The organism is Halovibrio salipaludis, from assembly GCF_002286965.1.
In the GTDB taxonomy this organism is placed as follows: Bacteria; Pseudomonadota; Gammaproteobacteria; order Pseudomonadales; family Oleiphilaceae; genus Halospina; species Halospina salipaludis.
This window is the reverse complement of the sequence record NZ_NSKD01000004.1, coordinates 140,358-165,755: the sequence shown is the minus strand read 5'-3', so window position 1 is coordinate 165,755 and position 25,398 is coordinate 140,358. Positions and strand designations below refer to the sequence as shown.

At 62.9% G+C, this 25,398-nt stretch carries 21 protein-coding genes; 4 read left to right on the top strand and 17 right to left on the bottom strand.

Annotation, left to right across the window (positions count from 1 at the left end):
- Window positions 1-51: 51 nt before the first annotated feature.
- From CK501_RS10930 to CK501_RS10890, 9 genes are all read right to left on the bottom strand, one after another.
- A complete protein-coding gene (locus tag CK501_RS10930) occupies window positions 52-2,436 on the bottom strand; it encodes an efflux RND transporter permease subunit (RefSeq protein ID WP_095617770.1) in 2,385 nt (794 codons plus the stop codon).
- Between the two features lie 42 nt (window positions 2,437-2,478).
- Window positions 2,479-3,660 (bottom strand): WD40/YVTN/BNR-like repeat-containing protein, encoded by a 1,182-nt coding sequence (locus CK501_RS10925; protein ID WP_095617769.1) that lies wholly within the window; start codon window positions 3,658-3,660, stop codon window positions 2,479-2,481.
- An 86-nt stretch (window positions 3,661-3,746) separates the two neighbouring features.
- A complete protein-coding gene (locus CK501_RS10920) occupies window positions 3,747-5,153 on the bottom strand; it encodes a DUF1329 domain-containing protein (protein WP_233128893.1) in 1,407 nt (468 codons plus the stop codon).
- A 116-nt stretch (window positions 5,154-5,269) separates the two neighbouring features.
- Entirely contained in the window at window positions 5,270-7,894 is a 2,625-nt protein-coding gene (gene pepN / locus CK501_RS10915; protein ID WP_095617768.1) for an aminopeptidase N, read from the bottom strand.
- 45 nt (window positions 7,895-7,939) lie between these two features.
- Window positions 7,940-8,188 (bottom strand): DUF1315 family protein, encoded by a 249-nt coding sequence (locus CK501_RS10910; RefSeq protein WP_095617767.1) that lies wholly within the window; start codon window positions 8,186-8,188, stop codon window positions 7,940-7,942.
- Complete coding sequence (locus tag CK501_RS10905) at window positions 8,185-9,060, bottom strand: rhomboid family intramembrane serine protease (protein ID WP_095617766.1); 876 nt, start codon at window positions 9,058-9,060, stop codon at window positions 8,185-8,187. The genes CK501_RS10910 and CK501_RS10905 overlap by 4 nt, the downstream gene beginning before the upstream one ends.
- On the bottom strand, window positions 9,057-10,025 hold the full coding sequence (locus CK501_RS10900; protein WP_095617765.1) for a metallophosphoesterase: 969 nt from the start codon (window positions 10,023-10,025) through the stop codon (window positions 9,057-9,059). The genes CK501_RS10905 and CK501_RS10900 overlap by 4 nt, the downstream gene beginning before the upstream one ends.
- 11 nt (window positions 10,026-10,036) lie before the next feature.
- A complete protein-coding gene (locus tag CK501_RS10895) occupies window positions 10,037-10,921 on the bottom strand; it encodes an NAD(+) kinase (RefSeq protein ID WP_095617764.1) in 885 nt (294 codons plus the stop codon).
- Window positions 10,922-11,001: 80 nt separating this feature from the next.
- A complete protein-coding gene (locus CK501_RS10890) occupies window positions 11,002-13,047 on the bottom strand; it encodes an NADPH-dependent 2,4-dienoyl-CoA reductase (RefSeq protein WP_095617763.1) in 2,046 nt (681 codons plus the stop codon).
- A gap of 95 nt (window positions 13,048-13,142) precedes the next feature.
- Between CK501_RS10890 and CK501_RS10885 the strand changes: the two genes are divergently transcribed.
- The gene (locus CK501_RS10885) at window positions 13,143-14,186 is read left to right on the top strand and encodes an AraC family transcriptional regulator (protein WP_158223099.1); all 1,044 of its coding nucleotides are present in this window, start codon (window positions 13,143-13,145) and stop codon (window positions 14,184-14,186) included.
- A 177-nt stretch (window positions 14,187-14,363) separates the two neighbouring features.
- Here the strand turns inward: CK501_RS10885 and CK501_RS10880 are convergent, their stop codons facing one another.
- Window positions 14,364-15,395 (bottom strand): AraC family transcriptional regulator, encoded by a 1,032-nt coding sequence (locus CK501_RS10880; protein WP_095617761.1) that lies wholly within the window; start codon window positions 15,393-15,395, stop codon window positions 14,364-14,366.
- Between the two features lie 174 nt (window positions 15,396-15,569).
- Between CK501_RS10880 and CK501_RS10875 the strand changes: the two genes are divergently transcribed.
- Window positions 15,570-16,448, top strand: coding sequence for a MaoC family dehydratase (locus CK501_RS10875; RefSeq protein ID WP_095617760.1), 879 nt, complete (start codon window positions 15,570-15,572; stop codon window positions 16,446-16,448).
- Window positions 16,449-16,451: 3 nt separating this feature from the next.
- On the opposite strand, the gene CK501_RS10870 is transcribed toward CK501_RS10875, so the two are convergent.
- The 3 genes from CK501_RS10870 to CK501_RS10860 are packed head-to-tail and all read right to left on the bottom strand — an operon-like array spanning window position 16,452 to window position 19,495.
- A complete protein-coding gene (locus tag CK501_RS10870; RefSeq protein ID WP_095617759.1) occupies window positions 16,452-18,017 on the bottom strand; it encodes an ATP-binding response regulator in 1,566 nt (521 codons plus the stop codon).
- Window positions 18,014-18,637 (bottom strand): response regulator FixJ, encoded by a 624-nt coding sequence (gene fixJ, locus CK501_RS10865; RefSeq protein ID WP_095617758.1) that lies wholly within the window; start codon window positions 18,635-18,637, stop codon window positions 18,014-18,016. The genes CK501_RS10870 and fixJ overlap by 4 nt, the downstream gene beginning before the upstream one ends.
- A 12-nt stretch (window positions 18,638-18,649) precedes the next feature.
- Entirely contained in the window at window positions 18,650-19,495 is an 846-nt protein-coding gene (locus CK501_RS10860; protein WP_233128892.1) for a M23 family metallopeptidase, read from the bottom strand.
- Between the two features lie 84 nt (window positions 19,496-19,579).
- On the opposite strand from CK501_RS10860, the gene CK501_RS10855 reads away from it, so the two are divergent.
- Window positions 19,580-20,158 (top strand): alpha-ketoglutarate-dependent dioxygenase AlkB family protein, encoded by a 579-nt coding sequence (locus CK501_RS10855; RefSeq protein ID WP_225741788.1) that lies wholly within the window; start codon window positions 19,580-19,582, stop codon window positions 20,156-20,158.
- Here CK501_RS10855 and CK501_RS10850 read toward each other — a convergent pair.
- Window positions 20,124-22,502 (bottom strand): Lon protease family protein, encoded by a 2,379-nt coding sequence (locus tag CK501_RS10850; protein ID WP_095617756.1) that lies wholly within the window; start codon window positions 22,500-22,502, stop codon window positions 20,124-20,126. The genes CK501_RS10855 and CK501_RS10850 overlap by 35 nt on opposite strands.
- A gap of 233 nt (window positions 22,503-22,735) precedes the next feature.
- Here CK501_RS10850 and CK501_RS10845 point away from each other — a divergent pair, with 233 nt between their 5' ends.
- A complete protein-coding gene (locus tag CK501_RS10845) occupies window positions 22,736-23,254 on the top strand; it encodes a PilZ domain-containing protein (protein WP_143421420.1) in 519 nt (172 codons plus the stop codon).
- A 9-nt stretch (window positions 23,255-23,263) separates the two neighbouring features.
- Here the strand turns inward: CK501_RS10845 and CK501_RS10840 are convergent, their stop codons facing one another.
- Genes CK501_RS10840 through recA form a run of 3 tightly spaced genes read right to left on the bottom strand, consistent with a single transcriptional unit; the run spans window position 23,264 to window position 25,326 of the window.
- Window positions 23,264-23,995, bottom strand: coding sequence for a hypothetical protein (locus tag CK501_RS10840; protein WP_095617754.1), 732 nt, complete (start codon window positions 23,993-23,995; stop codon window positions 23,264-23,266).
- Window positions 23,992-24,252 (bottom strand): YheU family protein, encoded by a 261-nt coding sequence (locus CK501_RS10835; RefSeq protein ID WP_095617753.1) that lies wholly within the window; start codon window positions 24,250-24,252, stop codon window positions 23,992-23,994. The genes CK501_RS10840 and CK501_RS10835 overlap by 4 nt, the downstream gene beginning before the upstream one ends.
- A 3-nt stretch (window positions 24,253-24,255) precedes the next feature.
- Complete coding sequence (gene recA / locus CK501_RS10830; RefSeq protein ID WP_095617752.1) at window positions 24,256-25,326, bottom strand: recombinase RecA; 1,071 nt, start codon at window positions 25,324-25,326, stop codon at window positions 24,256-24,258.
- Window positions 25,327-25,398: the final 72 nt, after the last annotated feature.

Genomic DNA, 25,398 nt, shown 5'->3' with positions numbered 1-25,398 from the left:
CGGATTCCCCGGAATCCGGTGGCGCGTGCGGCTCTCACAGTCTGCAGCCGGTTACTCCGGGCCGTTGCCCGCCTTGGCTGCAATCTTCTCGGGCTTGAGCAGGAAACGCGCCAGCGCCGGCATCAGCCAGATGGCACCGACCATATTCCAGAGGAACATGAAGGTCAGCAGCAGCCCCATGTCCGCCTGGAACTTGATCGGCGACAGCATCCAGGTGAACACACCCAGCGCCAGTGTGATGCCTGTGAAGGCCACGGCCTTGCCGGTACTGCGCAGCGTCTCGAAGTAGGCCTCCTGAAGCGGATAGCCTGCTTTCAGGAAGCGCTCCAGCTTGCTGAACATGTAGATGCCGTAGTCCACACCAATGCCCACGCCCAGCGCGATGACCGGCAGCGTGGCGACCTTGATGCCAATGCCGGCCTGGGCCATGAGCGCCTCGGCGATGATCGAGGTCAGCCCCAGCGGCAGGATGACGCAGAGCACCGCCCGCACGGACCGGAAGCTGATCAGGCACAGCAGCGAGACCACACCGTAGACGGCCAGCAGCATCTTGTTCTTGGCACTGGCAATCACCTCATTGGTGGCAGCCTCAACACCGGCATTACCCGCACCCAGCAGGAAGCGGTGTGTGTCGTTGTTGTACTCATCCGCGAAATCCTCAACCTCGTCGGTCACGCGGCGCAGGGTCTCCGCCTTGTGATCGTCAAGATAGGCCACCAGCGGCGTCAGGCTGCAGTCGGTGTTGATCATGCCACTCGGCGCCTGCCGGATGGAGGCATTGATGATGGTCTGGTTCCGGGATATCTCGTACCAGTTCCAGTTGCCCTCATTGAGCGCCCGGGTAACGATCTTGGAAACATCCGCCAGCGAGCCGGTCGACTCCACCCCTTCGGTGTTCGCCAGCCGCCACTGGAGCCTGTCCAGGGAACGCAGCACCGGATACTCGGTACAGGTCTCGGTTGGTGTCTCAACCATGACAACCAGCACGTCCGCGGACTGGCTGTAGTTGTCCACAATGAAGCGGTTGTCCTGATTGTACTGACTGTCAGGCCGCAGTTCGGGAGCCCCCTGGTCAAGGTCCCCGACCTTGAGATCCTGCTTGTAGTACATGGCGACGCCAAAGCCAACCACTGCGATCAACAGTGAAACCGGCGCCACGCCCGGATGGGCGAAGTAGGACATGAGGCGCCACTTGCGGTCCGCCCCACCCTCGTGGTTCTGCACATGCTTAACGCCACCCCTGGTGATCCCGATGTAGGACATGATCACCGGATGCAGGACCAGGTTGGTGATGATGATAACCGCCACCCCGATGCCGGCTGCCACCGCCAGATCCCGGATCACGTCAATCTCGATGAACAGCAGCGTCAGGAAGCCGAAGGCGTCACTCACCAGTGCCACGATGCCCGGGATATAGAGGGACCGGAATGCCAGGCGGGCACTGGTCAGCGGGTCAAAGCCCTTGGCCGCCTCCAGCGCCATGGCATTGACCACCTGCACCCCGTGACTGATCCCGATGGCAAACACCAGGAATGGCACCAGGACCGAATAGGGATCCAGGCCATAGCCGAGCAGGCGCAGGATGCCCATCTGCCAGAAAACCGCGATTATCGAGACAATCACCGGCACCACGGTTCCGGCGATACAGCGCGAATACCAGAACAGGAACACCGTCGTCAGCACAATGGTGATCAGCGCGAACAGGGCGACGGACTCGATCCCCTCAATCAGGTCGCCAACCAGTTTGGCGAAGCCGACAATGTGGATGTCGACACTGGGGTTCTGTTCCTCAAACTGCTGGCGGATCTTCTCCTCCAGCTGGCGTGAGAAATTCCGGTAATCGATGGGTTCGCCCGTTTCCGGGTTGCGCTCAAGCAGTGGCGCGTAGATGATCGAGGACTCGAAATCATCCGCCACCAGTGACCCGATGGTGCTGGAGCGCAGGACATTGTCACGCAGCTGATTCAGGGACGCCTCGGAGCCGTTGTAGTCGTCCGGAATGACGGTACCGCCCTGAAACCCTTCTTCAGTCACCTCCTGCCACCGGACGTTCGGCGTCCAGAGGGATTTCAGGCCGGAACGGTCGACGCCACTGAGATAGAAGACCTCATCCGTGATCTTCTCAAGAGTGTCCATGTACTCTTCCTCGAAGATGGTGCCGTCCTCGTTCTCAACGGCGATCCGCACGAAGTTGCCGAGGTTCGACAGATCCTCCCGGTGCTCCATCATATTGACGATGTAGGGGTGCTCCAGCGGTATGAGCCGCTCGAAGCTGGCATCGGGCTTGATCTTCACCGCGTTGTAGCCCAGGAACAGGGTCAGCGCGAGAAAGACAATCAGGATGATCGGCCTGTTATTGAAGATCAGCCGCTCGATCATGGGCTCAGCGCCCGCGGACGGGGCGCGTCGCTCGCCGTCGGAGTTCCAGTTAGACATTCAGTAAATCCTCAAACCGTTTTGCTGGGGTACTGCTGCGGTTCACTCGAGCTCGGCCGTCGGCGCGTCCGCTTCCTGACCCTTGCCGCGGCGATCCGTACGGACCGCGCCGCGCTCACCCACCAGCACCAGGCTGTCGTCGGGAATCAGTGTCACGCCCACATACGAATGCCGGGCCGGGCGGACGTACTCCGAAAAGCTCTGCCCACCGTCATCGCTGTAAACCACCGCGCCGTCGTTGGCCACAATGACCACTTCGCCGCTGTCATTCACATCACCTGCGTTGAGGGTGCGGTCACTGCCCGAATCCACGGCCGTCCATTCCTCACCATTCCCGGAACGGTAGATGTTGCCACGAAGGCCATAAGCAAGCACCCCACCGTCACCAGTACCGACCACACCAAAGAAGGAACCGGGATAACCGGGTTCAATGGATTCCCAGCTGCTGCCATCATCGGTGGAACGATAGATAAAACCGGATTCGCCGGCGATATAGAGGTCTCCGCCCTCAACCTGTGTGATCTCGTTGAGGTGGAAACGGTTTGGGTTATCAATACGCCCGGAAATGGGCTGCCAGGTCTCACCACCGTTCTGGGTCCGATAGATGAGGTTATAGGCGCCAATGGCGATGCCATACTCGGCGTCCCGGAACCAGACGTCCAGCATCGGCTGCCAGGGACCGAAGCTGTCCAGGTCCTCCTGGAGAATGTCTCGGGTATAGACCAGGTCCTCCAGCTCCCACTCCAGATCCGCGACCCGGTCCTCGTCCTCGGCGGCCTCAATCTCCGCCTCCTTGGACTCAATCCGCTTCTCATAGTGGGACACCAGCGCCGGGATTCCCTCACGCCCATCATACTGATGGTTCCAGGTCTCGCCGCCATCGCTGGTGTGCAGGATCACACCACTGTGCCCCACGGCCCAGCCGTGCTGACTGTTGCCCTCGGGGAAGTCCACGCCGGTGAGGGTTGTGGATACCGGCACGTCAGCCTGGGTCCAGTTCCGGCCCCCGTCATCGGAATAGACAATATGGCCGCGCTCACCCACGGCCACCAGACGATCACCGATGTGCTCAACGTCCAGCAGCAGCGACTCCGCCGCCAGGTCGGTTTCCAGGGCGGGAATCTCAAGCACATCCCCGACCCCATACGCGGTTCCCGCGCCTCCCGCGAGACCGGCCAGCGCAAGGCCTGCGCCCGCCGCCCACTTTACAGATCGACTGATCATTCAAACTGCCCTAACGGTTGAATGGAATGGTTTTCTGTCCGCCCAGACACCAGCAGACCCGGCCTGTGCCGGGTCTGCCTCTGGTCTCAGCGACGCCCGCGACGCCTCAGCGCCTGAGGCGAGAAATACCGTCGGTTGGGCACCCGCTCCGAGAATACCCGGGTCTGCCCTTCCTCGGTATCAAGGCCCTGTACGTGGTACCGCTTGGACTGGAGATCGTGGAACACATCGATCGCCGTCCAGACCGTGGGCACCTCGTAGTAGCTCTTCTCCATGGCCTGGCTCACACGCCAGAGTTCGCCCCGGCCGTCGTACTGGTCCACGCTCACCACCTTCCAGCTGTCCGCATCAATGTAGAAGACCCGGCGCGAGAAGATGTGGCGTTCATCCTCCTTGAGATTGGCTTCAACCACATGCACCCGGTGGCGCTCCCAGCGCTGCAGATCCGGATTGAGGTGCTTGGTATCAAGGATCCTATCGTACTCGAGTCCACGCTGGGCGATGTCATAATTGTTATACGGAATGTAAAACTGTTGGACACCTCTGTATTCCCAGTTGTATTTGTCAAGCGCCCCATTGAACAGGTCCGTTTCATCCGCGGTGCGCAGGTTGTCCGCCGCCGCGATGGGCGAGTCATAGGCCAGATTCGGTGCCCGGCGTACCCGCCGCTGGCCAGCATTGTAACCCCAGGCCCGACGCGGCTCCTTCACCTGGTTCAGGGTTTCGTGGATGAGCACGGCACCACCGGCGAGACGGGCCGGGGATGTGGTCTGGGAGAGGTAGTAGAACAGCGTGTTGTCGAGGGTGCTCTCATCCCCTTCCGGGTTGTAGAAGTTGAAGAACACTTCCTGCTCGGACATGGTCAGGCTGTAGTCGCCATCGGTTTCAACCGCCACCTCACCAGAGCGGCGATTGACGAAGACGCCACGCCAGCTCGTGAGGTGGTTCCACATGGCCTGCTTTGCCTGTTCCTCGTTACTGCCATGCAGAATCGGGAACGGAATGCCGCCGTAGGCGCCGTCAATCCCGTTGCCATCCCCCACAAGCTCCGCGCCCGTGGCGTTGTCCTCGATGTTGCCCAGGATCCACTCCGGCCAGGCCATGGTCCGGCGTGAGGGGTAGACATTGATCTCGTAGGTGTCCGGATAGGTCTGCAGGAGCGCTTGAGTACCCTTGGTCAGGTACTCCTCATACTGCTCCATGTTGTCCGCCGTGACCGTGTGGCGGATCTCATCGTCCGGAAAGGGGTTGGGGTGGAAGTCCCCCGATTCACCGTAGTCCACATTGTCCGGCGGCTCCGGCAGCCCGCCGTCATAGGCGGGAATCACGCCATCATCGCTGCCCGCGCGCAGGGCACCGAAGCGGGTGATCTCTCCGCCGCCCAGTCGCTGCGCCTCAGCCTGGGAGACTTCCGCTGTCAGGCTGCCAGAGCCCAGCATCAAACCACCGGTAACACCGGCAATCAGCATAATGTTCAGACGTGGTGCTTTCATTCGCATCGTTGGGGTCCTGTTGTTGTTGTGCACCCGACCGTGGAAACGGCGCTGGTTGCAGACACGACTCTACGAAAGCGTAGACGATTGCACCGCTTTGTCCATCCAGCGGCGCATCAGTCGGATTCGCCCAGGCTCTTGGTGACAACCTCGTAGAGATCCCGGGAGAGATCCGGAAGATCCCGCAGTTCCCGCAGGACGCCTGCCATGGAATCACGCAGGTGCGGTGCGTACTGGCGCCACCGTGTCAGCGGTTGAGCCAGCTGTGCCGAGATCTGTGGATTGAAGGCGTCCAGCCTGCGGATCTGCTCACCCAGGAAGCGGTGCCCACTGCCATCCGGGCTGTGGAAGTGCGTCAGATTGCGGCCCGCGAAGACGCCGATAACCATACGAACCTTGTTGGGGTTTTTCCAATCGAAGGCGGGATGCGCCAGCAGTTCTGTGACACGATTCACATTTCCAATCCAGGGGCTTCCGGACTGGGCCGCAAACCACTGCTCGACCACCTGGGGATCGTGCTGCCAGTCCGCATGGAACCGTGCAAGCGCGTCCTCGCGCTCCTGGCTGAAGGGCGAGTCCACCAGCGCCTTGAGGGCCGCCAGGCGGTCCGTCATGTTGGTCGCCTGATCAAACTGGGCCAACGCCTGATCCCGGCCCTGGTCATCCCCGATACGGGTCAGAAGGGCCAGCGCGCTGTTGCTCAGTGAGCGGGCGGCCACCTGCCCGGGTTCAAACGCATAGTCCCCGCCAGGATGATGGTCCGCCCGCACCTGCAGGAGCTCATCCCGCAGTGCCCTGGCAACGGTCTGCTCCACCTGGTGGCGGGCCCCATCAATGGCCGCCACATCCGCCTCGTCGGTCAGCTCAATGAGCCAGGCCGTTGAAGGCAGCGCCAGCATACGGGCCACCATGGCGCGATCCAGCCCCGGCGTGGTCAGCAGTGTCCGGTAGGCCTCGACCAGTCGCGGATCCACTTCCGTATCACGCCCCTGCTGGATGGACAGGATCACATCCACCGCCAGCTTCTGCCCGGCATCCCAGCGATTGAATCCGTCCGGATCCCGGCTCATCAGGAACATGAGCTGATCCCGGGTCCAGGAGTAGTCAAGCTTCACCGGCGCCGAGAACCCGCGCAGCAGAGAGGGCACAGGGCGCTCTGCCAGCCCGCTGAACTGGAAGCTGTGCTCAGTATCCGTCAACTCCAGCACCGTTTCCGTATTCTGCTCAGCATCCAGTGGCAGGGCTTCCCCGTCACTGGCGATAAGCCCCATGCGCACCGGGATGTGGAACGGTTCCTTGTGGCTCTGCCCGGGCGTGGCAGGGCATGACTGGCGGATGGTCAGCGTGTAGGTTCCGGATTCAGCGTCGAACGCATCCGTAACGCGCAGCTCTGGCGTCCCCGCCTGTTCATACCAGCGCCGGAACTGGGTGAGATCACGGCTGCTGGCATCCTCCATGGCCCTGACGAAATCATCGGTGGTGACGGCCTGGCCGTCATGGCGGGCAAAGTAGAGATCACTGCCCTCGCGGAACATGTCCGGCCCCAGCAGGGTATGGATCATCCGCACCACTTCAGCACCCTTCTCGTACACCGTCAGCGTGTAGAAGTTGGCGATCTCAATGTAGGAATCCGGCCGCACCGGATGCGCCATGGGCCCGGCATCCTCAGCGAACTGGGCCGTGCGCAGCATGTTCACATGGTCGATGCGCTGGACCGTCGGAGACCCCATATCCGCGGAGAACTGGTTGTCCCGGAAGACGGTGAAGCCTTCCTTGAGGCTCAGCTGGAACCAGTCGCGACAGGTCACCCGGTTGCCCGACCAGTTGTGGAAGTACTCATGGGCAACGATGCTCTCAATGCGGTCATAGGCCGCATCGGTGGCCGTCTCGGGGCTGGCTAGCACGCAGGAGGAATTGAAGATGTTGAGGCCCTTGTTCTCCATGGCGCCCATGTTGAAGTCGTCGACCGCCACGACCATGAAGATGTCCAGGTCGTATTCCCGGCCATAGACCTCCTCGTCCCAGGCCATGGCCTTCTTCAGCGACGCCAGGGCGTGTTCGCACTTGGCCTCGTTGCGTGCCTCCACGTACATGCGAAGATCAATGGTACGCCCGGAGCCGGTCACGAATTCGTCGCGTTTCTCCACCAGGTCGCCAGCCACCATGGCGAACAGATAGCTCGGCTTGGGATAGGGGTCCTCCCAGGTGACCTGGTGCCTGCCGTCTTCCAGCTCCCCCCAGTCAACCGGATTGCCGTTGGCGAGCAGAACCGGATAGGCCTCCCGATCCGCCTCAATGCGGGTGCGGTAGCAGGCCATGACGTCCGGCCGGTCCGGGAAATACGTGATACGGCGGAATCCCTCCGCTTCGCACTGGGTGCAGAACATCCCGGAGGACTGATAGAGGCCTTCCAGCCGCGTATTGTCCCGGGGATGGATGCGTGTGGTCACATCCAGATGGAAATGTTCCGGAACACTGGGCACCGTCAGGAAGCCCTCGTCCACACGATGGTTCTCAACCGGGCGGCCGTCGAGCATCAGCGATTCCAGCCCGAGTTCCTCGCCGTTCAGGACCAGATCCCGCGCCTGCGATTCGTCCGCCGGATTGCGGCGGATGTTCAGGCGCGAATGCACCAGGGCACAGTCCTCGAACAGCTCGATACGCAGATCGACATGATCAATGAGGAAGGCGGGCACCCGGTAATCCGCCAGGTGAACGGCCTGGGGTTGCTCTGCTCTCATGACGGACACTCTTGTTGTTGGTGGGTTCTGTCGCTGCAGCGCGGATCAGTGGCGGGTATCGTGAACCTGCACGCCACCATTGCCATTGCCGGATTCCGGCCGTTCGATGGTGCCGGTCCGTTCCTCCTGGGGAATACCGTGCTCGTTCTCATACCAGATGATGGCTTCCATGCAGATGCGCTTCTGCTCCTCGCTCAGGGGCGTGCCGTCCGGCCACTTGCCCAGCTGCAGGGATTCACGCAGGCGCTGATAGATGCGCGGATCAAGCTGTCGGATCAGCTCCTCGTAGGTCATTGCCCTCTCCTCATGTCATTGGCCGACCGCACCATGGCATAGGCCAGCCCGCTGAGCAGTCCGCCCAGATGGGCCGCGTTCGCCATGCTGGCCCCCAGAAGGGCTTCGGTCAGCGGTGTGAAACCGATCAGTAACCAGACCACTGCCACTGTCATCAGTGCCGGGGGGAACTGGAAGCGCGGACGCCCCTGGTTACAGAGCCAGACGTACCCGAGCACGCCGTACACCACCCCGGAAAGACCACCAAACAGTGGTCCGGAAAACAGGAACTGGGGGATGTTGCCGCCCAGTGAGGTTACGAGCACCAGTGCCACCATGTGGCCCCGGCCATCGATGGCCTCGATCTGACTGCCAAGGAACCAGAGCATGACGCCGTTGAAGATCAGGTGCATCAGGCTGAAATGCAGCAGGTCCGGCGTTACCAGCCGCCAGAGCTGCAGGCTCGCCACCGTCTGGGTCAGAGCCTCCAGGCGGTATTCAAAGCTGGAGACCGGCCATTCGTAGGGATTCACGATGGTCAGCAGCACCATCAGCTGCTCCCGGGCCCCGAAGGCGGTCATCCAGGCGATCAGGGCGGCGGCCACGATCAGCGCGAAGGTAAAGGGAGCATCCTTGGGGCCGGCCTGCCAATGTCCTGCCACGACACGGCGCGTGCGTGGCCGCGTGAACCCCTCGGGCGCGCCGGAGTGGCGGGGATCATCGAGATAGCGCGTAAGCGCCTCGGTAACCGGCTGGCGCAGCTGTTCACCCTCGATGAACAGCACCTGGTGACCCTCGTCATGCTCGATCACATGGGTCACCCCCTGGGAGTCCAGCCAGCGGCTGAAAGGCGCCAGATCCACCCGTTCCGGAATCGCTGCGATGCGAATCATGCGCCCTGCTCCGAACGGTTCACCTCAACCCAGACAAAATGGTCCGGGTCCAGGGTCTGCTCATCATCCAGCCGGTAGGCCACCATGCGGCCGTATTTCACCGCGCTGTAGTCCAGGCAGGCAACGTTGGGCGTGATCGGTTCGGGCACACCCTCCAGCCAGTAGTGGCCCACGAAGACCGGCGGTTCGTTACGGTCGTAGGTGAGCAGCCGTTCCCGGTCTTCAGGATGCAGTGGCCGATTGGCCACGTCCTCCGGCAGCGGATCGGGCTGGAAGACGATGTCGCCATAGGTCTCGGCCTGCTCCGCCCAGAACTTGGTGCGGAAGAACTGGCGCTGGAAGCCGTCGCGACCGGTCATGACACGGTCATCCGGCAGCTTCATGGCAGTCCCCCGCAGCAGCCGGTCCATCACCCTGCCGGCGAAGGAATGCGGCGCCATCGAGGCATGCAGGAAATCCTCGTTGATGCAGGCATCCGGGTGCATCCGCTCAAACTGGCGGATCAGGTGTTCATCCCAGCAGGCGTGCACCACCCGGAAGCCGTCCCGCTCCAGGAACAGGGGCAGCTCGTAGAACCAGTTCAGGAAATCATGCCACTCGTTATCGTAGTGCTCGAACTGTTCCAGTGTTGCGCGGATCAGGCGGTTGTGCCGCTCGTTGTGCTCACGCACGTGCCGGCGACCACTGCCCGGACGCGCCAGGGTGCAATAACCCAGGGCGTTGTACTCATGGTTCCCCATCACGATCAGTGCGGACCCACGATCCACCATGTCCCGCACCAGGTGCAGCGCCTCCCGTATGCGCGGGCCTCGGTCGATGATATCGCCCAGGAAGATCGCCATGCGCGAGGGATGCTCGTAAACGCCCTGACGCTGGCGGTAGCCCATCTGCTCCAGAAGCCGCTCCAGCGTCAGCGCACAGCCATGGATATCGCCGATGATGTCGTAGCCCTGCGAGCGCTTCATGACTGCCCCTTTCAGCTTGCCGCGATGGTGCTTGCCCAGCCCAGCTTCTCGCGGCAGGTCGCGTAGAAGTTGTGGTCGCTGGGGTGGATCAGGTTCAGGCGGAAGGGGCGTTTGGCGATGGAGATCGCATCACCGGGACCGCAGGAGAGTTCCTTCTGGCCATCACAGCTGACCTGGGGCCAGGACTCGTTGGCCTCGTCGATGATCAGCTTGATCTCGCTGTTGCCATCCACGACGATCGGCCGGCTGCTCAGGGTATGCGGGAACATCGGCACCAGCACGATGGCATCCAGCTTCGGATGCATGATAGGCCCGCCTCCGGACAGCGCGTAGGCCGTGGATCCCGTGGGCGTTGAGACGATGAGCCCGTCGGAACGCTGACTGTAGACGAACTGACCCTCGATATAGAGATCGAAGCCGATCATGCGGGTGGAACGACCCGGATGCAGCACCACATCGTTGAGCGCCGTGCCGAAGCCGGTAGGCTCACCGTTGCGCTTGATCTCGGTGTCGAGCATGAAGCGCCGTTCCTGGATGTAGTCCCCTTCCAGGACGGCATTCAGCCGGGTTTCGAGTTCATCCGGAGAGATATCGGTGAGAAAGCCGAGACGCCCCCGGTTGACCCCCAGGATGGGAATGCTCGACTTGGCGAGGTCCCGCACAGCGCCCAGAAGGCTGCCGTCTCCGCCCACGACGATGGCCAGATCACAGATCTCACCGATCAGCTTCTTGCTGGCCACCTGCAGACCGTGCCCGGGCAGCATGGAGGCGGTATCGGCCTCAAGCACCACCTGGTAGTCGTTCTCGATGAGGTAGGTTTTGAGCCGGCGCAGTGTCTCGACAACCTTGACACTGCCCATGCGCCCGATCACGCCGATGTTCTTGAAGGTCTCCATGAACCGCCTTAATCCGCCGGTAGCCCGTGGGTAACAGACCCACAGTCTACCGGATCACGCCCGACCACGGGAATCACCGATTACAGCGCGGCGGCCACACGGCTGCCCTGGTCAATGGCTCGCTTGGCATCGAGCTCGGCGGCCACATCGGCACCGCCGATCAGGGTCACTGTCTCGCCAGCGTTCTCAAGATCCGCCTGCAGTTCGCGCAGCGGTTCCTGACCGGTGCACACGATGATGTTGTCCACGGCCAGCACCTGTGGCTCCCCGTTGATGCTCACATGCAGCCCCTCGTCATCGATGTGGTGGTATTCCACCCCGGGCACCATGCGCACGTTGCGCATTTTCAGCGAGCTGCGATGGATCCAGCCCGTGGTCTTGCCCAGGCCCTTGCCGGGCTTGGACGTCTTGCGCTGGAGCAGCGCCACCTCACGCGGCGGCTGCGGCGGATTCGGCTGCAGGCCTTCCACACCACCCGGGGTCTCGACGCTGACGTCAACGCCCCACTCCTTCATGAAGTGGTCCGGGTCCAGCGAGGGCGACGGCCCTTCATGGGTCAGGAACTCGGACACATCGAAGCCGATGCCGCCAGCGCCCATGACCGCCACACGGCGCCCCACAGGGGCTTCCTTTTTCAGCACATCGATGTAACCCAGCACGGAGGGATGATCGATGCCCGGAATCTCCGGCGTGCGCGGATAGACGCCCGTCGCCATCAGGATCTCGTCATAGCCCTGACCGGCCAGCGTTTCCTTCGTCGCCCTGGTGTTCAGGTGCAGGTTTACCCCGTACTTCTCAATCATGCGCCGGTAGTAGCGCAGCGTCTCGTGGAATTCCTCCTTGCCGGGGATCTTCTTGGCCATGTTGAACTGCCCACCGATCTCGCTGGCGGAATCGAACAGGTCCACCTGGTGGCCGCGCTCGGCCGCCACGGTGGCAGCCGCCAGGCCCGCGGGACCGGCGCCGACAACCGCGATGCGCCTTGCCTGGGTGACCGGCTCATAGACCAGCTCCGTCTCATGGCAGGCCCGCGGGTTCACCAGGCAGGAAGTGAGCTTGCCCTGGAAGGTGTGGTCCAGGCAGGCCTGGTTGCAGGCGATGCAGGTGTTGATCTCGTCCGCCCGGTCCTCCGCCGCTTTGGCGATCAGGTCCGCGTCCGCCAGGAAGGGCCGCGCCATGGAAACCATGTCGGCATCTCCCTCGGCGATCACTTTCTCGGCCAGGTCCGGCATGTTGATCCGGTTGGTGGTCACCAGCGGGATACTGACCTCGCCCTTGAGACGCGCCGTCACCTTGCTGAAGGCGCCACGCGGCACCATGGTCGCGATGGTGGGCACCCGCGATTCGTGCCAGCCAATGCCGGAATTAATGATGTTGGCACCGGCCTTTTCAACTTCCTTCGCCAGATGCACCACCTCTTCCCAGGTGCTGCCCTCGTCCACCAGATCGATCATCGAGAGCCGGTAGATGATGATGAAGTCCTCGCCCACGACTTCACGCACACGGCGGATAATCTCCAGAGGCAGCCGGATACGGTTCTCGAAGGAGCCGCCCCACTTGTCAGTGCGGTGGTTGGTACGCCGGGCGATGAACTGATTGATGAAGTAGCCCTCGGAGCCCATGATCTCCACGCCATCGTAGCCGGCCTCGCGGGCGAGGCGTGCGCAGTTGGCGTAATCGTCGATCTGCTTCTCGACCTCGTCGGTTTCCAGTGCCCTGGGCGTGAATGGGTTGATCGGTGCCTGGATGGCCGAGGGCGCCACAAGGTCCGGCGAGTAAGCGTAGCGGCCCGTGTGCAGAATCTGCATGCAGATCTTGCCGCCGGCCCGGTGGACGTGATCAGTCACGACGCGATGCTCACGGGCTTCCTCATCGGTATCCATCTTGGCAGCCCCCTTCATCACCGCCCCTTCCGGGTTGGGCCCGATACCACCGGTGACGATGAGCCCTACACTACGCGCCCGTTCCGCGTAGAACGCCCCCAGGCGCTCGAAGCCATTGGGCGCTTCCTCCAGACCGGTATGCATGGAGCCCATCAGCGCGCGGTTGCGCAGCTGGGTGAAGCCCAGATCCAGCGGCTCCATGAGATGGGGGTAGGCGTTGCTGTCGGATGGGGTGCGGGTCATGGCGATCTCCTTGTTCTGAATGCGGTCAAATTACCCGCCTGGCCCGGATGCTACAATACGGCCACATTGGTTTGGATTATTTTCAGGTTGGTTTTATGGTCAGTAGCCGCCCCAATCGGCTGGGCGATATCAGCGTCAACCATGTGGCGGTCATGGCCCGCACCCTGCGCAGTCGCGGCCACGACCCCGGACCATGGCTGGCCCGTTACCGGGTTTCCCGACGCCTGTTGAATACCCCCGGAGCCCGTATCAGCATCCCCCGGTTCATGCGTATGGGCCATGCCGCCATCCAGATGACGGAGGAGCCGGCACTGGGGATCGACTTCGGGCGCCATACCCGCATGACGGACCTGGGACTGGCCGGCATGGCGGCCGCGAGTGCGCCCTCGCTGGGAGAGGCCCTGGAAACCCTGGTGCGCTATGAGCGGCTGATGAGCACCAACAGCCGCGGCCAGTCACACACCACGCACACGGCCGATGGCGGGCTCCATGCCGTGTTCTACTCCATCAGCCCCTATAACCGCTACAACTGCTTTGTGGTGGATTCGATCCTGGCCGGCTGGGTGGCGCTGCTGCGGGAGCTCGGCGGGCCGGCAACACAGCCTTCCGCGGTCACCATTGAATACGCCGGGCCAGCCAACAGCGAGCCTCATGCCGAGTGGTTCCAATGCCCGATTCAGTTTGATGCGCCACAGAACCGTATTGAGCTGCACCCGGAAACAGCCGCACAACGTAACCGGCTGGCCCAGAATGCCCTGTTCCAGGAGCTGTGCCAGCACTGCGAAACGGAACGTCAGAGGCTGATCTGGGGGCAGAGCACCACCGAAAGGGTGCGTGAGGCCATTGCCCGGCGCATGGGCTCAACGCCGCCCAGCATGCACGCTGTGGCACTCGCTCTGGGGACCACGGAATGGGGACTGAGGCGGGCTCTGGAGCAGGAAGGCATGACCTACCGTTCCCTGCTCGATCGTACCCGGCGGGAACTGGCCGAGGACTACGTGCGTGGCACGCCGCTGTCGTTCTCGGATATCGCGTCACTGGTCGGGTTTGCAAACCCCAGTGCCTTCCACGGAGCATTCCGGCGGTGGTACGGGTGCAGCCCCGGGCGGTACCGGCGCCGGTATGGAATGGCGCGCTGAGTCAGAGGTCGATGCCGTCGTCGCATTCGGCGTCCTCCGCGTCATCGTCCTGAAGGCCCAGCTCCAGCAGTTCCTCTTCGTATTCGCGCATAACAACCTCCCGGTTACCGTTCAGTTTCCCGGTCAGCGTGCCAGCGGGAGGTGACAGCATTGTGACACCTCCCATGAGCGCGCGGATCAGCTGGCCATTTCCTCATCGTGTTCCGCGGAACGCCGCCGGTACTCAATAGGCGTCATGCCGGACCAGCGCTTGAACGCCCGGTAGAAGGTGCTGGGCTCGGAAAAGCCGGTGAGATAGACGATCTCGTCAATGGACTCATCCGTGGCGGCAAGAAGCCGGCACGCCAGCCGGTAACGGAACTGGGAAACCACCTGGTTGAAGGAGGTGTTGGCCTCGGTCAGGCGTGTGCGCAGGGTGCGTGGCTTCATGTTGAGGCGCGTCGCTACCGCGTCCAGGGTAACCTCGCCGGAGTCCAGCTGCTCGGCCACCAGCCGCTCCACATCCCCGACAATATCCTGCTTCTCAAGCTCGGCGACCTGCTCGCTGGCAAAGCGCTCGTGCAGCGCCAGGAGTCCCGGCTCGTGGTGCGGCGAGGGATGCTCGAGAAGGCTCGCCGGAAAGTACAGCCGGGTATCACTCTGCCCGAAGCTCACCGGACAGCCCAGGATCTCGGCAACCCTGTCCTGGCCCTGAGTGCGCTCGTGCTCGAAATGCACCGCTGTGGGCCGGAACTCCCCGTCCGTGACCGAATCGAAGAAGGTCAGCACACCCTGGACAAAGCACTCCGAGAAATGTCCGATCCGCCGGATCTCTTCGGCGGCGGCATTGAGCACCAGGTAGCACTCCTCGCTCCCGTCTTCATGGAGTTCCAGGTCCGCCGCGTCGGTGAGCAGGCGCTGGTAGTTCTTGGCCCGCCTCAGCCCACCCCCGAAAGTGGGACTGGAAAGGAACAGGTATTCAAGGACCTGCCCCTTGTAGGTGGGCACATGCAGACCCAGGTGCAGGCCGATATCCGGATCCCCGGTAACATCCTCCACCACCTGCCAGAACAGTACCTGAGCCGCGTGCGGCGTCCTCAGGTTTTCCCGCTGGAGGTATTTCTCGTCCACCCCCAGCCGACGGAAGATGGCATCGGTATCGACTCCGGCCCGCTGCATCGCCTGGTAGACCAGACGAAACAGGACCCCTGAATCCCGCTGTTCCTGCATACTGTCGTTTCCCGGCCTGTTGTTGTTTTGACCCGCGTGCCGTACAGCGCCGGAGATTACGCAATTGACGCTGTCACAGCCCGTGTGCATTCTTCGGGACATCATACAGGCCGATTGGCCCAAATGACATCCACCTGTGACACAACTCTCAGTCTAGACACAAACCGGACGCTTATGAACCAGACAGCCCATTACCGTTTCAGTGGCCCCGCGCTGCTGCCCATGTACGGCAAGGCCCTGCTCGCCAGCAGCAAGGGCGGCCGCCACGCCGCAGCGGACATGCCCGAACTCAGCGCCGATATTGAAGGCGTGCGCACCGATACCGCTGAGCTGCGCCGCTACCGCGAGGTCTGCGGCTTCATGACCAGCAGCCTGTGCCCGGTCACCTGGCCGCACATTCTGGCCTTTCCGCTGCACATCCGCTTGATGACCGATGCGGCTTTCCCCCTGCCCCTGATGGGGCTGGTGCACATCGGCAACCGGATCGAACAGCAGCGGGCGATACGCCAGGGAGAGATCCTCGAGCTCCGGGCGCGGATCGCCAACGCCATGGACACCGAACGCGGCCTGGCGTTCGACATCCTGACCGAGGCCAGCTCCTCGGGGCATGTCATCTGGAAGGAATACAGCACCCTGCTCTACCGGCAGCCTACCGAGAGCAGCGGAAAAGACGGGAAGAAGCAGCCCCCTGAGGCGCCGCAGATGCTCTCCGGCCAGGCCACGGTCCAGGCCCCTGGCAACATTGGTTACCGCTACGGCCGGGTCTCCGGGGATATGAACCCGATCCACCTGCACGCGCTGTCGGCCAAGGCCTTCGGCTTCCCGCGCAATATCGCCCATGGCATGTGGAGCAAGGCACACTGCCTGGCGCTGATGGAAAAGGCCGAGGGGCCACTGGAGGCGGTAACGGTGGACACCCAGTTCAAGAAGCCGTTCTTCATTCCCGGAACCGGCATCCTCACCTGGGAGCGCAACAGCACCGAAACCCCCTTCCGTCTTCTGAACAAGGACGCCTCCGCGCCCCACCTGGAAGGCAGCCTCAGCCGGGATTGAGGGTCAGTCGGGATCGGGCGCGCTGCTGTCCACCAGGGGCAGGGAGAACCAGAACACGGTGCCCCCGCCCTCACGCCGCTCGAACCCGATCTCGCCGTTCTGGCCGGTGATCAGGCTGCGGCACAGCGACAGCCCGATCCCCATCCCCTCATCTTTGTTGGAATAGAACGGCTGAAAAAGGCGCTCCTCCGCGTCTTCCGGCAGCCCGCAGCCGCGGTCCGCCACGCGCACGCATACCGCGTCTTCCAGCGCCTCCGCACTGACCTCGACCGGCTCCTCGCTGCTGCAGTTGCGTGAGGCTTCAAGCGCGTTGCGGATCAGGTTGAGTACCACCTGCTGCACCTGCACGGGGTCCGCTACCGCATAGGGCAGGTGCTCCGGGATCGACAGACTGACCTCGATCGCGTTGTTGCGCGAATCCACCTCGGCGAACTCTCGGCTCTCCGCAAGCAGCCGGGCCACATCCACGGTCTCCTTGCCGGTAGCCGGCTGGTGCACGAACTGGCGGATGCGGCGGATGACCTCGCTGGCCCGGTGGGACTGGGCCGTGATCTTTTCGAGCACCTCCGAGAGCGCGTCCTGGTCCAGGGTATCCTTCTCCATCATTCGACAGACCAGGCTGACGTAATTGGCAATGGCGGTCAGCGGCTGGTTCACCTCATGGGCCACGCCGGCCGCCATCTCACCCATCACGGACAGGCGCGAGGCATGCGCCAGCTGTTCGCGCTGCTCCGCAACCAGCTCCCGTGTCTCCTCCAGCGCCCGCTCCTGCGCCAGTTCCTCGGTGATGTCCCGGAACACCAGGACGCTCCCGGTCAGTTCATCGTTCTCGAAACGGGGCGCTGCCCGGTACTCCGCCTGGAAGGTGGTGCCATCCGCACGGGTCATGGTCACGCCCCGCCGCAGTACCGCTGCGCCGTCCCGGCACAGCACCCGCCCGGCGTGGGAAGCCTCCTCGCCGGAGTCATGGGTGAAATGCAGATCCCCGATACGGCGCCCCACCAGCGCGTCCTGCTCCGCCCCTGCGATTTCCGCCGCCGCCGGGTTGGCGAAGGTGATCACACCCTGGGGGTCGAGCCCATAGATGCCCTCGAAGATGGCGTTGAGCAGGCTGGCCTGTTCGCTTTCAAGCTGGCGATTGCGCGCCTGCATGACGCGCTCGAGCTGGATCACCCGGATCTGGGTATCCACCCGGGCCATGACTTCCTGGGCCTGGAAGGGCTTGGCGATGTAATCCGCGCCGCCCATGTTGAAGCCCCGGACCTTGGCATCGATGTCATTGAGAGCGGACAGGAAGATGATGGCACTCAGGGCCGTGTCAGTGTCCGCGCGCAGATGCTTGCAGACCTCGAAACCGTCCATGCCCGGCATCATGATGTCGAGCAGGATCACCTCAGGGTGATGCCGGCGCGCCAGCTGCAGCGCCTTTTCGCCGTCGTTGGCGATCAACAGCTGGTAGCCCTTATCCCTCAGGGTTTCGTAGAGCACCTTGAGGTTCTGGGGATTGTCGTCCACCAGCAGGACACAGGCCTGCTCCGGGTCGGTGGGCGTCTCGCTGACCGTGCTCATTCCGGGTCCCCGTCCCGCACGCTCATGACCATGCGCACCAGCTGGGCGAGTGAATGGGTTCCCATCTTGTGCATCACCCGGGAGCGGTGGATCTCGACGGTGCGCTGACTGATGTCGAGCTCGATGGCGATGACCTTGTTGGCCTGGCCCGCGACCATACGGTCCATGATCTCGCGTTCACGGGGCGTGAGCTGCTCCAGCCGTTCCTCGATCAGCCGCTTCTCCTCACGGCCCTGATGCTGCTCCGCATCCGTGGCCAGGGCTCCCCGGATCTTCTCCAGGAGCTGATCCTCACGATAGGGTTTCTCGATGAAGTCAACGGCGCCCTTGCGCATCGCCTCCACGGCCAGGGGCACGTCACCGTGGCCGGTTACGAAGATGATCGGCAGGTGGGAGCCCCGCTCAATGAGTTCCTCCTGCAGCTCCATGCCATCCATCTCGGGCATGCGGATATCCAGCACAATGCAGCCCTGCATACCGCCATGCCAGTCTTCCAGAAAGCGGGTGGCGCGCTCGTATCCCGCAACCGCCAGCCCTTCCGAGCGCAGCAGCATGGACAGGGAATCCCGGACCGCCTCGTCATCCTCTACGATGTAGACCGTCTGCTCGGTCTCCGCCATTGGCATACTCCTTTACTGATTACTGTCGCCCGCACCGGGCATGGTCGTGGCCCCATCAACCAGTGGCGGCGCCACCGTCATCGGATCCACCCGTTCCTGCTGCCAGTTCATGCGCCAGTCCAGGTGCGGGCCGGTGGCGCGGCCCGAGGCCCCCACTTCTCCCAGGGTCTCGCCCTGGGCCACCTCATCGCCCTCGCTCACATGGATCTCGCTCAGGTGCAGGAAGGTGGAGGAGACCCCGTATCCATGGTCCAGGATCAGGGTCCCCCCCGAGAAATACAGGTCCGGCTCAACCAGCACCACACGCCCGCCTGCCGGCGCCGCTACGGGTCTTCCCGTTTCCGCCGCTATATCAATACCGTAATGCGGCTGGCGGGGTTCGCCGTTGTAGAAACGCTGGCTGCCGTAGACCCCGGTAACGGTTCCGGCCACCGGCCAGATCCAGGAACCGGCAAAGTCCGGGCGGCGTGACTGGTCCTTCCGGGCCGCGCTCACCCGCCGCGCTTCCGCCCGGATCCGCTCCAGCGCCTCTTCGTCGGGGGTCACGGTCTCCTGGGGAACCCCCTCAACCCGCTGGATGTCATAGTCCCGCTTCTCCAGCTCGATGGTTCGGCTGTTGAGCTCACCGTCAGGGCCAATCACCACCAGTTCATGGCTAAGTTCCGCGTCACGCCCGAAGCCAATGGCGAAGCGCCCGGATTCCGTGGTCGCCACGGCATCACCATTGAGGCTAATCTCACTGCCTGGCTCCACGCTGCCCCTGAGCAGGGACCCCTGGGTTCTGGGCCCGTCCAGCTCGAGAGCCATCCCCGCAGCGGGGAGAAAGACAAGACAGAACAGCCAAAGAAGGCGCGACACGCGGAACCTCCGGGTTTGAGAGCAGGCAGACGCCCGTTATTGTTAGCGAACCTGATGAACAACTGCAACCGCGGAGCCGTGCCGGTGTACGAACTGCCCCCCTTCCAGCTGCCCTTCCATCACCCCTTCCTGGCGCCGGAAGAGGCGGATGAACTGCTGGCGCTGCTGCTTGAGCGCATTCCCTGGAAGCAGGACCGCATCACCCTTTTCGGCCGCGAACACCTGATCCCGAGAGAGCAGTGCTGGATCGCCGAGGACGGCCTGACCTACCGCTACTCGGGCCAGACACTGGAGCCAGCCCAGTGGCCGGACTGGCTCAGGCCGCTCGCGCGCCAGGTGGGTGACATCGCCGGAGAGCATTTCAACAGTGTGCTGGCCAACCATTATCGCGATGGCAATGACAGCATGGGCTGGCACAGTGACGACGAACCCGAACTGGGACCCGCCCCGGTAATCGCTTCACTCAGCCTGGGCGGCACCCGGCGCTTCCGTTTCCGGCACCGAGAGGATCATGGCCATACTCTGGGCATCGACCTGCCCCACAACAGCCTCCTGGTAATGCCGGCAGGCGTCCAGTCCCACTGGCACCACGCCCTGCCGAAGACCCGGAAACCGGTGTCTCCGCGGATCAATCTGACTTTTCGTCGTCTTGTCGACGCCTGAGATCGGCCAGACGCTGCTCAATGCGCCCATAGAGGCTGTCAGCCGGATAATGGCCATTGCGATCCGGCTCACCGACCGGCAGCTCCAGCATCAGCGCCAGCACTTCCTCCACCCGCGACACGGCGTAAACCCGGAAGCCGCTCGTCTTCACAGCGTCCCGCACGCGCCTGGCCAGCATCAGGTTCTGCACGTTCGAAGCGGGCAGGATGACCGCCTTGTCCTGCGCATCCCCCCGAGCCACACAGGCATCCAGGAAGCCTTCGACTTTCTCGTTGAGCCCCCCGACCGGCTGCACATCCCCATGCTGGTTGACCGAGCCCGTAACCGCCATGTCCTGGCGTACCGGCTGCTCGGCAAGAGCCGAAACAATGGCGCAGAGCTCGCCGAGGGACGCACTGTCCCCATCGATCTCAGCGTAGGACTGCTCGAAGGTGAGCGTCGCGGTAAGCGGCATGGGCTGTTCACGGGCAAAATGCGCCGACAGCCATGCGGAAAGGATCATCACACCCTTGGAATGGATGGAGCCACTGAGCTTCACATCCCGCTCAATGTGGATGACATCCCCGTCCCCGTACTGGCAGGTCCCGCTGATCCGGTTGGGCAGCCCGAATTCGTAGCCGCCAGTGGAGAGTACGGAAAGCCCGTTGACCTGTCCCACGGCACGGCCACTGAACGACAGCAGCATGGAACCGTCGGCAAAGCCCTGCAGGAACTCGTCCCGGATACGCCCGCTGCGGTAGTCCGCGCTGACCAGGGCCTGGTCCACATGCTCGGGATCAATGCCGTCCTCGCCTCCGCTCCGGGCGTGGAAGTCCGCCTCGCGCAGCACATTGGCGATATCCACAGCATGCAGCGACAGCCGGTTCTGGTGCTCCGCCAGCCGTGAGCTGTATTCGATCACCCGTGCCACAGCCTGTTTGCTGCACGGCAGCAGGCCCTTGTCCTGGCACAGACTGGCTATGAACTTGGCGTAGAGCATCTGGCTCTCGGTGGTGCGCGGCATCTCATTCTCGAAATCCGCCGTCACCCGGAACAGCTCCGCGAACTCAGGATCATATTCCTGGAGCAGCAGCCAGGTTTCGCGATCCCCGAAGAGCACCAGCTTGACGTCCAGCGGTACCGCCTCCGGCTCCAGCGAAATGGTTCCGGACAGGGTCAGCTCACGTTCCAGGGAGTGGATGCTGATTTCCCGGGAACGGATGGCGCGCTTGAGCGCGTCCCACACGAAGCCGTGCTCAAGCACCTTGGTGGCGTCCATGAGCAGGTAGCCGCCATTGGCCCGGTGCAGGCTGCCCGGCCGGATCAGCGAGAAATCCGTGTAGACCGTGCCTTTATAGGTCACGGTCTCGATGAATCCGAACAGGTTGTGGTAGGTGGGATTGTCCTCCACGACCACCGGCACGGACTCATCCTGGCGCGATACGAGCAGGTTGATGCGATAGCGCCGGGGCAGGCGCTGCTCCATGGAGGCATAGGCAAAGGCGGCCTTATCTTCGCTGTCCTCAAGGAAGATATCGAGATTGTTCGCGATATCCTTCTTCATGGCCCGGAAATGGTCGGGCACCCCTTCATAGTCACTGTAACGCTCGGACAGCTCATCAATCAGATGGGCCCCGACATGCTCGACCGTCTCCTCGTTCAGCTTCTGCTGCTGCTCGGCATGTTCCTCTTCCCATTCCGCGATCTGGCGCATCACACGCCGCAGCTTCTTCTCAAGCTCACGGATGACTTCCTCGAACGCCCGCTTCTCCTCCTCGGAAAGCGCGCTGAAGGACTCGTTGGTATGCGGCTCACTGCCGTTGAGTGCTGTCAGCCGGTATCCCCCCGGCGTGCTCATGGACAGGTCCACGCCCTGCTCACGCGCCTCGCGTGCCAGGGCATTCAGTGCCTCTTCCTGGCGCGCGGCATAGCTCTGCTTGAGATCCTCATAGCGGCTCTGGAAGGTATCGCTGTCAAACGCCTGGGGAATGACCTTGACCAAGCGCGAAACCAGCCGGTCCACATCGTGGCGCAGCCGTTCACCGACGCCGGCCGGCAGCTTCAGGACCCTGGGATTGCGCGGGTCGTCATAATTCGCCACGTAGCACCAGTCGCTGGCCGGTGCGTGGGTCTCATCCCGATGCGCCAGGTAACGCAGCATCATGGTGCGCTTACCCAGCCCGGATCGGCCCAGCGCGTAGACGTTGTAGCCGTTGTGGGGCATGGCGAGGGCGAACCGGACCGCCTCCCGGGCACGGTCCTGGCCAACGATCTCATTCAGGGGATCAAGCGCATCCGTGTTACGGAACGGCAGATCCTTCAGGACGCAGGCCCTGTACAGCTGTTTCTGGGGAAGTGGCTTCAACTCAGTCAATCCGTCATCTTTGGGGAACGGTCAGAGATCGCACTTTACAGGCCTCAACAGGATTCACAAAGCATCCCCTGCAGAGTGCCTCCCAGATGGCCGGGCCGGCCCCTTAATGTGATCTCCGTCACACGGCACCCGGCCCCCGCCTTGACTCGGTCCCCGATTGAGCGACAATCCTATGTTACCAGTAAGTAAAAACCCCGATCCGATCCAAGAGGCAGCAACCGCCAATGAGTACTCAGAGTGACTCCTCCGGGATCACAATGCATCTCGCGGACGTGCCCTTTGCACTGCGCAGGGAGCACAAACGCCTTAACCAGGGTCGCGGTGAGCCATCACTGACCACCTCCTGGTCCGGTCAGTGCAGTGCAAGCGAGCAGCGGATCCAGCCCCGGTTTGCCGCCCCCGGGCTCAGCGTACGCGTGCGGGCACGGCGCCTGCTGCACTGGGAACGCCAGAGCCGGCCCGTTGAATGCCTGGACATCAACCGCTACGGCGTCGCCATTGTGGCGGAGGAAGCCTTCCGGGAGGGCACTTCCATGCGTATGGATTTCCGCGGCGAGTACATCACGCAGTCGGATGTGAACGGCCGGGTCAAAAGCTGTGTCCGGGAAGCGGATGGCCAATACCGACTCGGCATCCAGTTCACCTACTGCTCAATGCGGGGCCATTACTCCCGCGCCATCGACAACGCTCTCTCCCAGATCGAGGCGTTCTGCCGCCGCCAGATGGCCCGTTACCGGCGCTGAATTGGCGGTTCAGCGCATTCCGCTGAACAGCATTGTCAGAACGATCATCACAATGATCCAGCCAATCAGCGCAACCCCGAAGCCGTTCGGCATGGGGTTCCCGGAACCCTCCATCTCTCCCGCTTCGGGAAAAGGCCCTTCCATATCCAGGGGGGACTCGGCGCTGTGAGGGCCACCACCGAGAAGCAGCCTGACCCGCTCCTGCGGGAAGGCCTGTTCCAGCTGGGCCCGATGCTGGTGCCAGCCAAGGCGCTCATCCAGATAGGCCAGGACCTCCTCGGTCACGGGTGGCTCACCCGGCCTTGCCTGACGGGAGAGGAAGTCAAACAGGCTGAAGCGCAGAACCTCGGTTACACCCGGCTTGTGGGCCCGCTCGCTTTCAAGCTGGGCCCGCCAGCGGCGCAGATCGTCCCGCCAGCCGGGATTTGAGAACACGGTTTCCAGCTCCGTCATCACCCGGCCTGCCTGGATTTCGGCCTCCTGACTCGCGGGCTCCGGCATCTGGACAGATTCAACGCCATTCCCCGATGCCGCCCCGTCATTCCCGACATCAACTCCGAAATCCCGGGCCTGCGGTGCTGCTCCCGCCTCCCGCATGGCCGCCTCGTAGGCCTGCACCAGTGTCTGATAACGCTCCGGAGTGGAATCCGGATCCACGAACCTCAGCTGATGCTCGAAAGCGGCCTCAATGGCCTCTGGATCATGGGTCTGCTCTATCCCGAGTGTGGACCACTTACTCACGGTGCCGATTCCCCCTGCTGTTCGCCCGGAACCTCATTGTCGTCCAGTTGATCGGCCGGCACCAGCGTGGCTACCTGGTTGGGATTATAGGGGGTATACAGAACGACCAGCTGGCCACGGGCAACAGCCCGCGCCACCTGCTCGCGGCAGTCCGACAGAGGATCCTCGACATCCGCACCCCCGGCTTCCCGGAGGCAGTACTCCTCGATCAATGCCTCGAGAGCCTCGCCTGAAAGCTGATCCGATGGGATCACCATGCCTCAGAGCAGATCCTCACTGGTGTCCTCGGCCAGCGCATCGTCGTCTCCGGATGCCTCTTCTTTCTTGCCAGCGGCCTCGCTCGGTTTGGGCATCAGACGCTCACGGATCTGGGTTTCGATCTCGTTGGCGATCCCAGGGTTATCACCCAGGAACTTGCTGGCATTCGCCTTACCCTGGCCGATCTTGTCGCCCTTGTAGCTGTACCAGGCACCGGACTTCTCAACCAGGCCTTCCTTGACCCCCATATCAATGATTTCGGCCATGCGATTGATTCCGGTGCCGTACATGATCTGGAACTCGGCCTGTCGGAAGGGAGGCGCCACCTTGTTCTTGACGACCTTCACCCGGGTCTCATTACCGACCACTTCCTCGCCTTCCTTGACCGATCCCGTGCGCCGGATGTCCAGGCGGACCGAGGAGTAGAACTTGAGGGCGTTACCGCCCGTTGTGGTCTCGGGCGAGCCGAACATCACGCCGATTTTCATCCGGATCTGGTTGATGAACACCAGCATGGTGCCTGATGTCTTCACGCTGGCGGTGAGCTTACGCAGTGCCTGGGACATCAGCCGCGCCTGCAGACCGACGTGGGAGTCGCCCATCTCGCCCTCAATTTCGGCCTTGGGTGTCAGAGCCGCCACAGAGTCCACCACAACCGCATCGACTGCGCCGGAGCGCACCAGCATGTCGCAGATCTCAAGCGCCTGCTCACCTGTATCCGGCTGGGAGACCAGCAACTCATTGATATCCACGCCCAGTTTTTCAGCATAGATCGGGTCCAGGGCATGCTCGGCATCCACAAAGGCGCAGGTCTTGCCCTCGCGCTGGGCTTCCGCAATCACCTGGAGCGTCAGGGTCGTCTTACCGGAGGACTCCGGCCCGAAAATCTCGACCACCCGCCCCAGGGGCAGGCCACCGATCCCCAGGGCGACGTCCAGCCCCAGGGAGCCGGTGGACACCGCCGGCATGGCCTCCCGCGGCTGGTCGCCCATCTTCATGACCGCACCCTTGCCGAACTGGCGTTCAATCTGGGAAAGCGCGGAATTCAGTGCCTTTTTGCGGTTGTCATCCATTGTTTCTGCCTTCTGGTCGGTTGGTGCCTGCCGTAGTCACGACGTTGTCCAGGAGCCCTGAACTGTATGTAT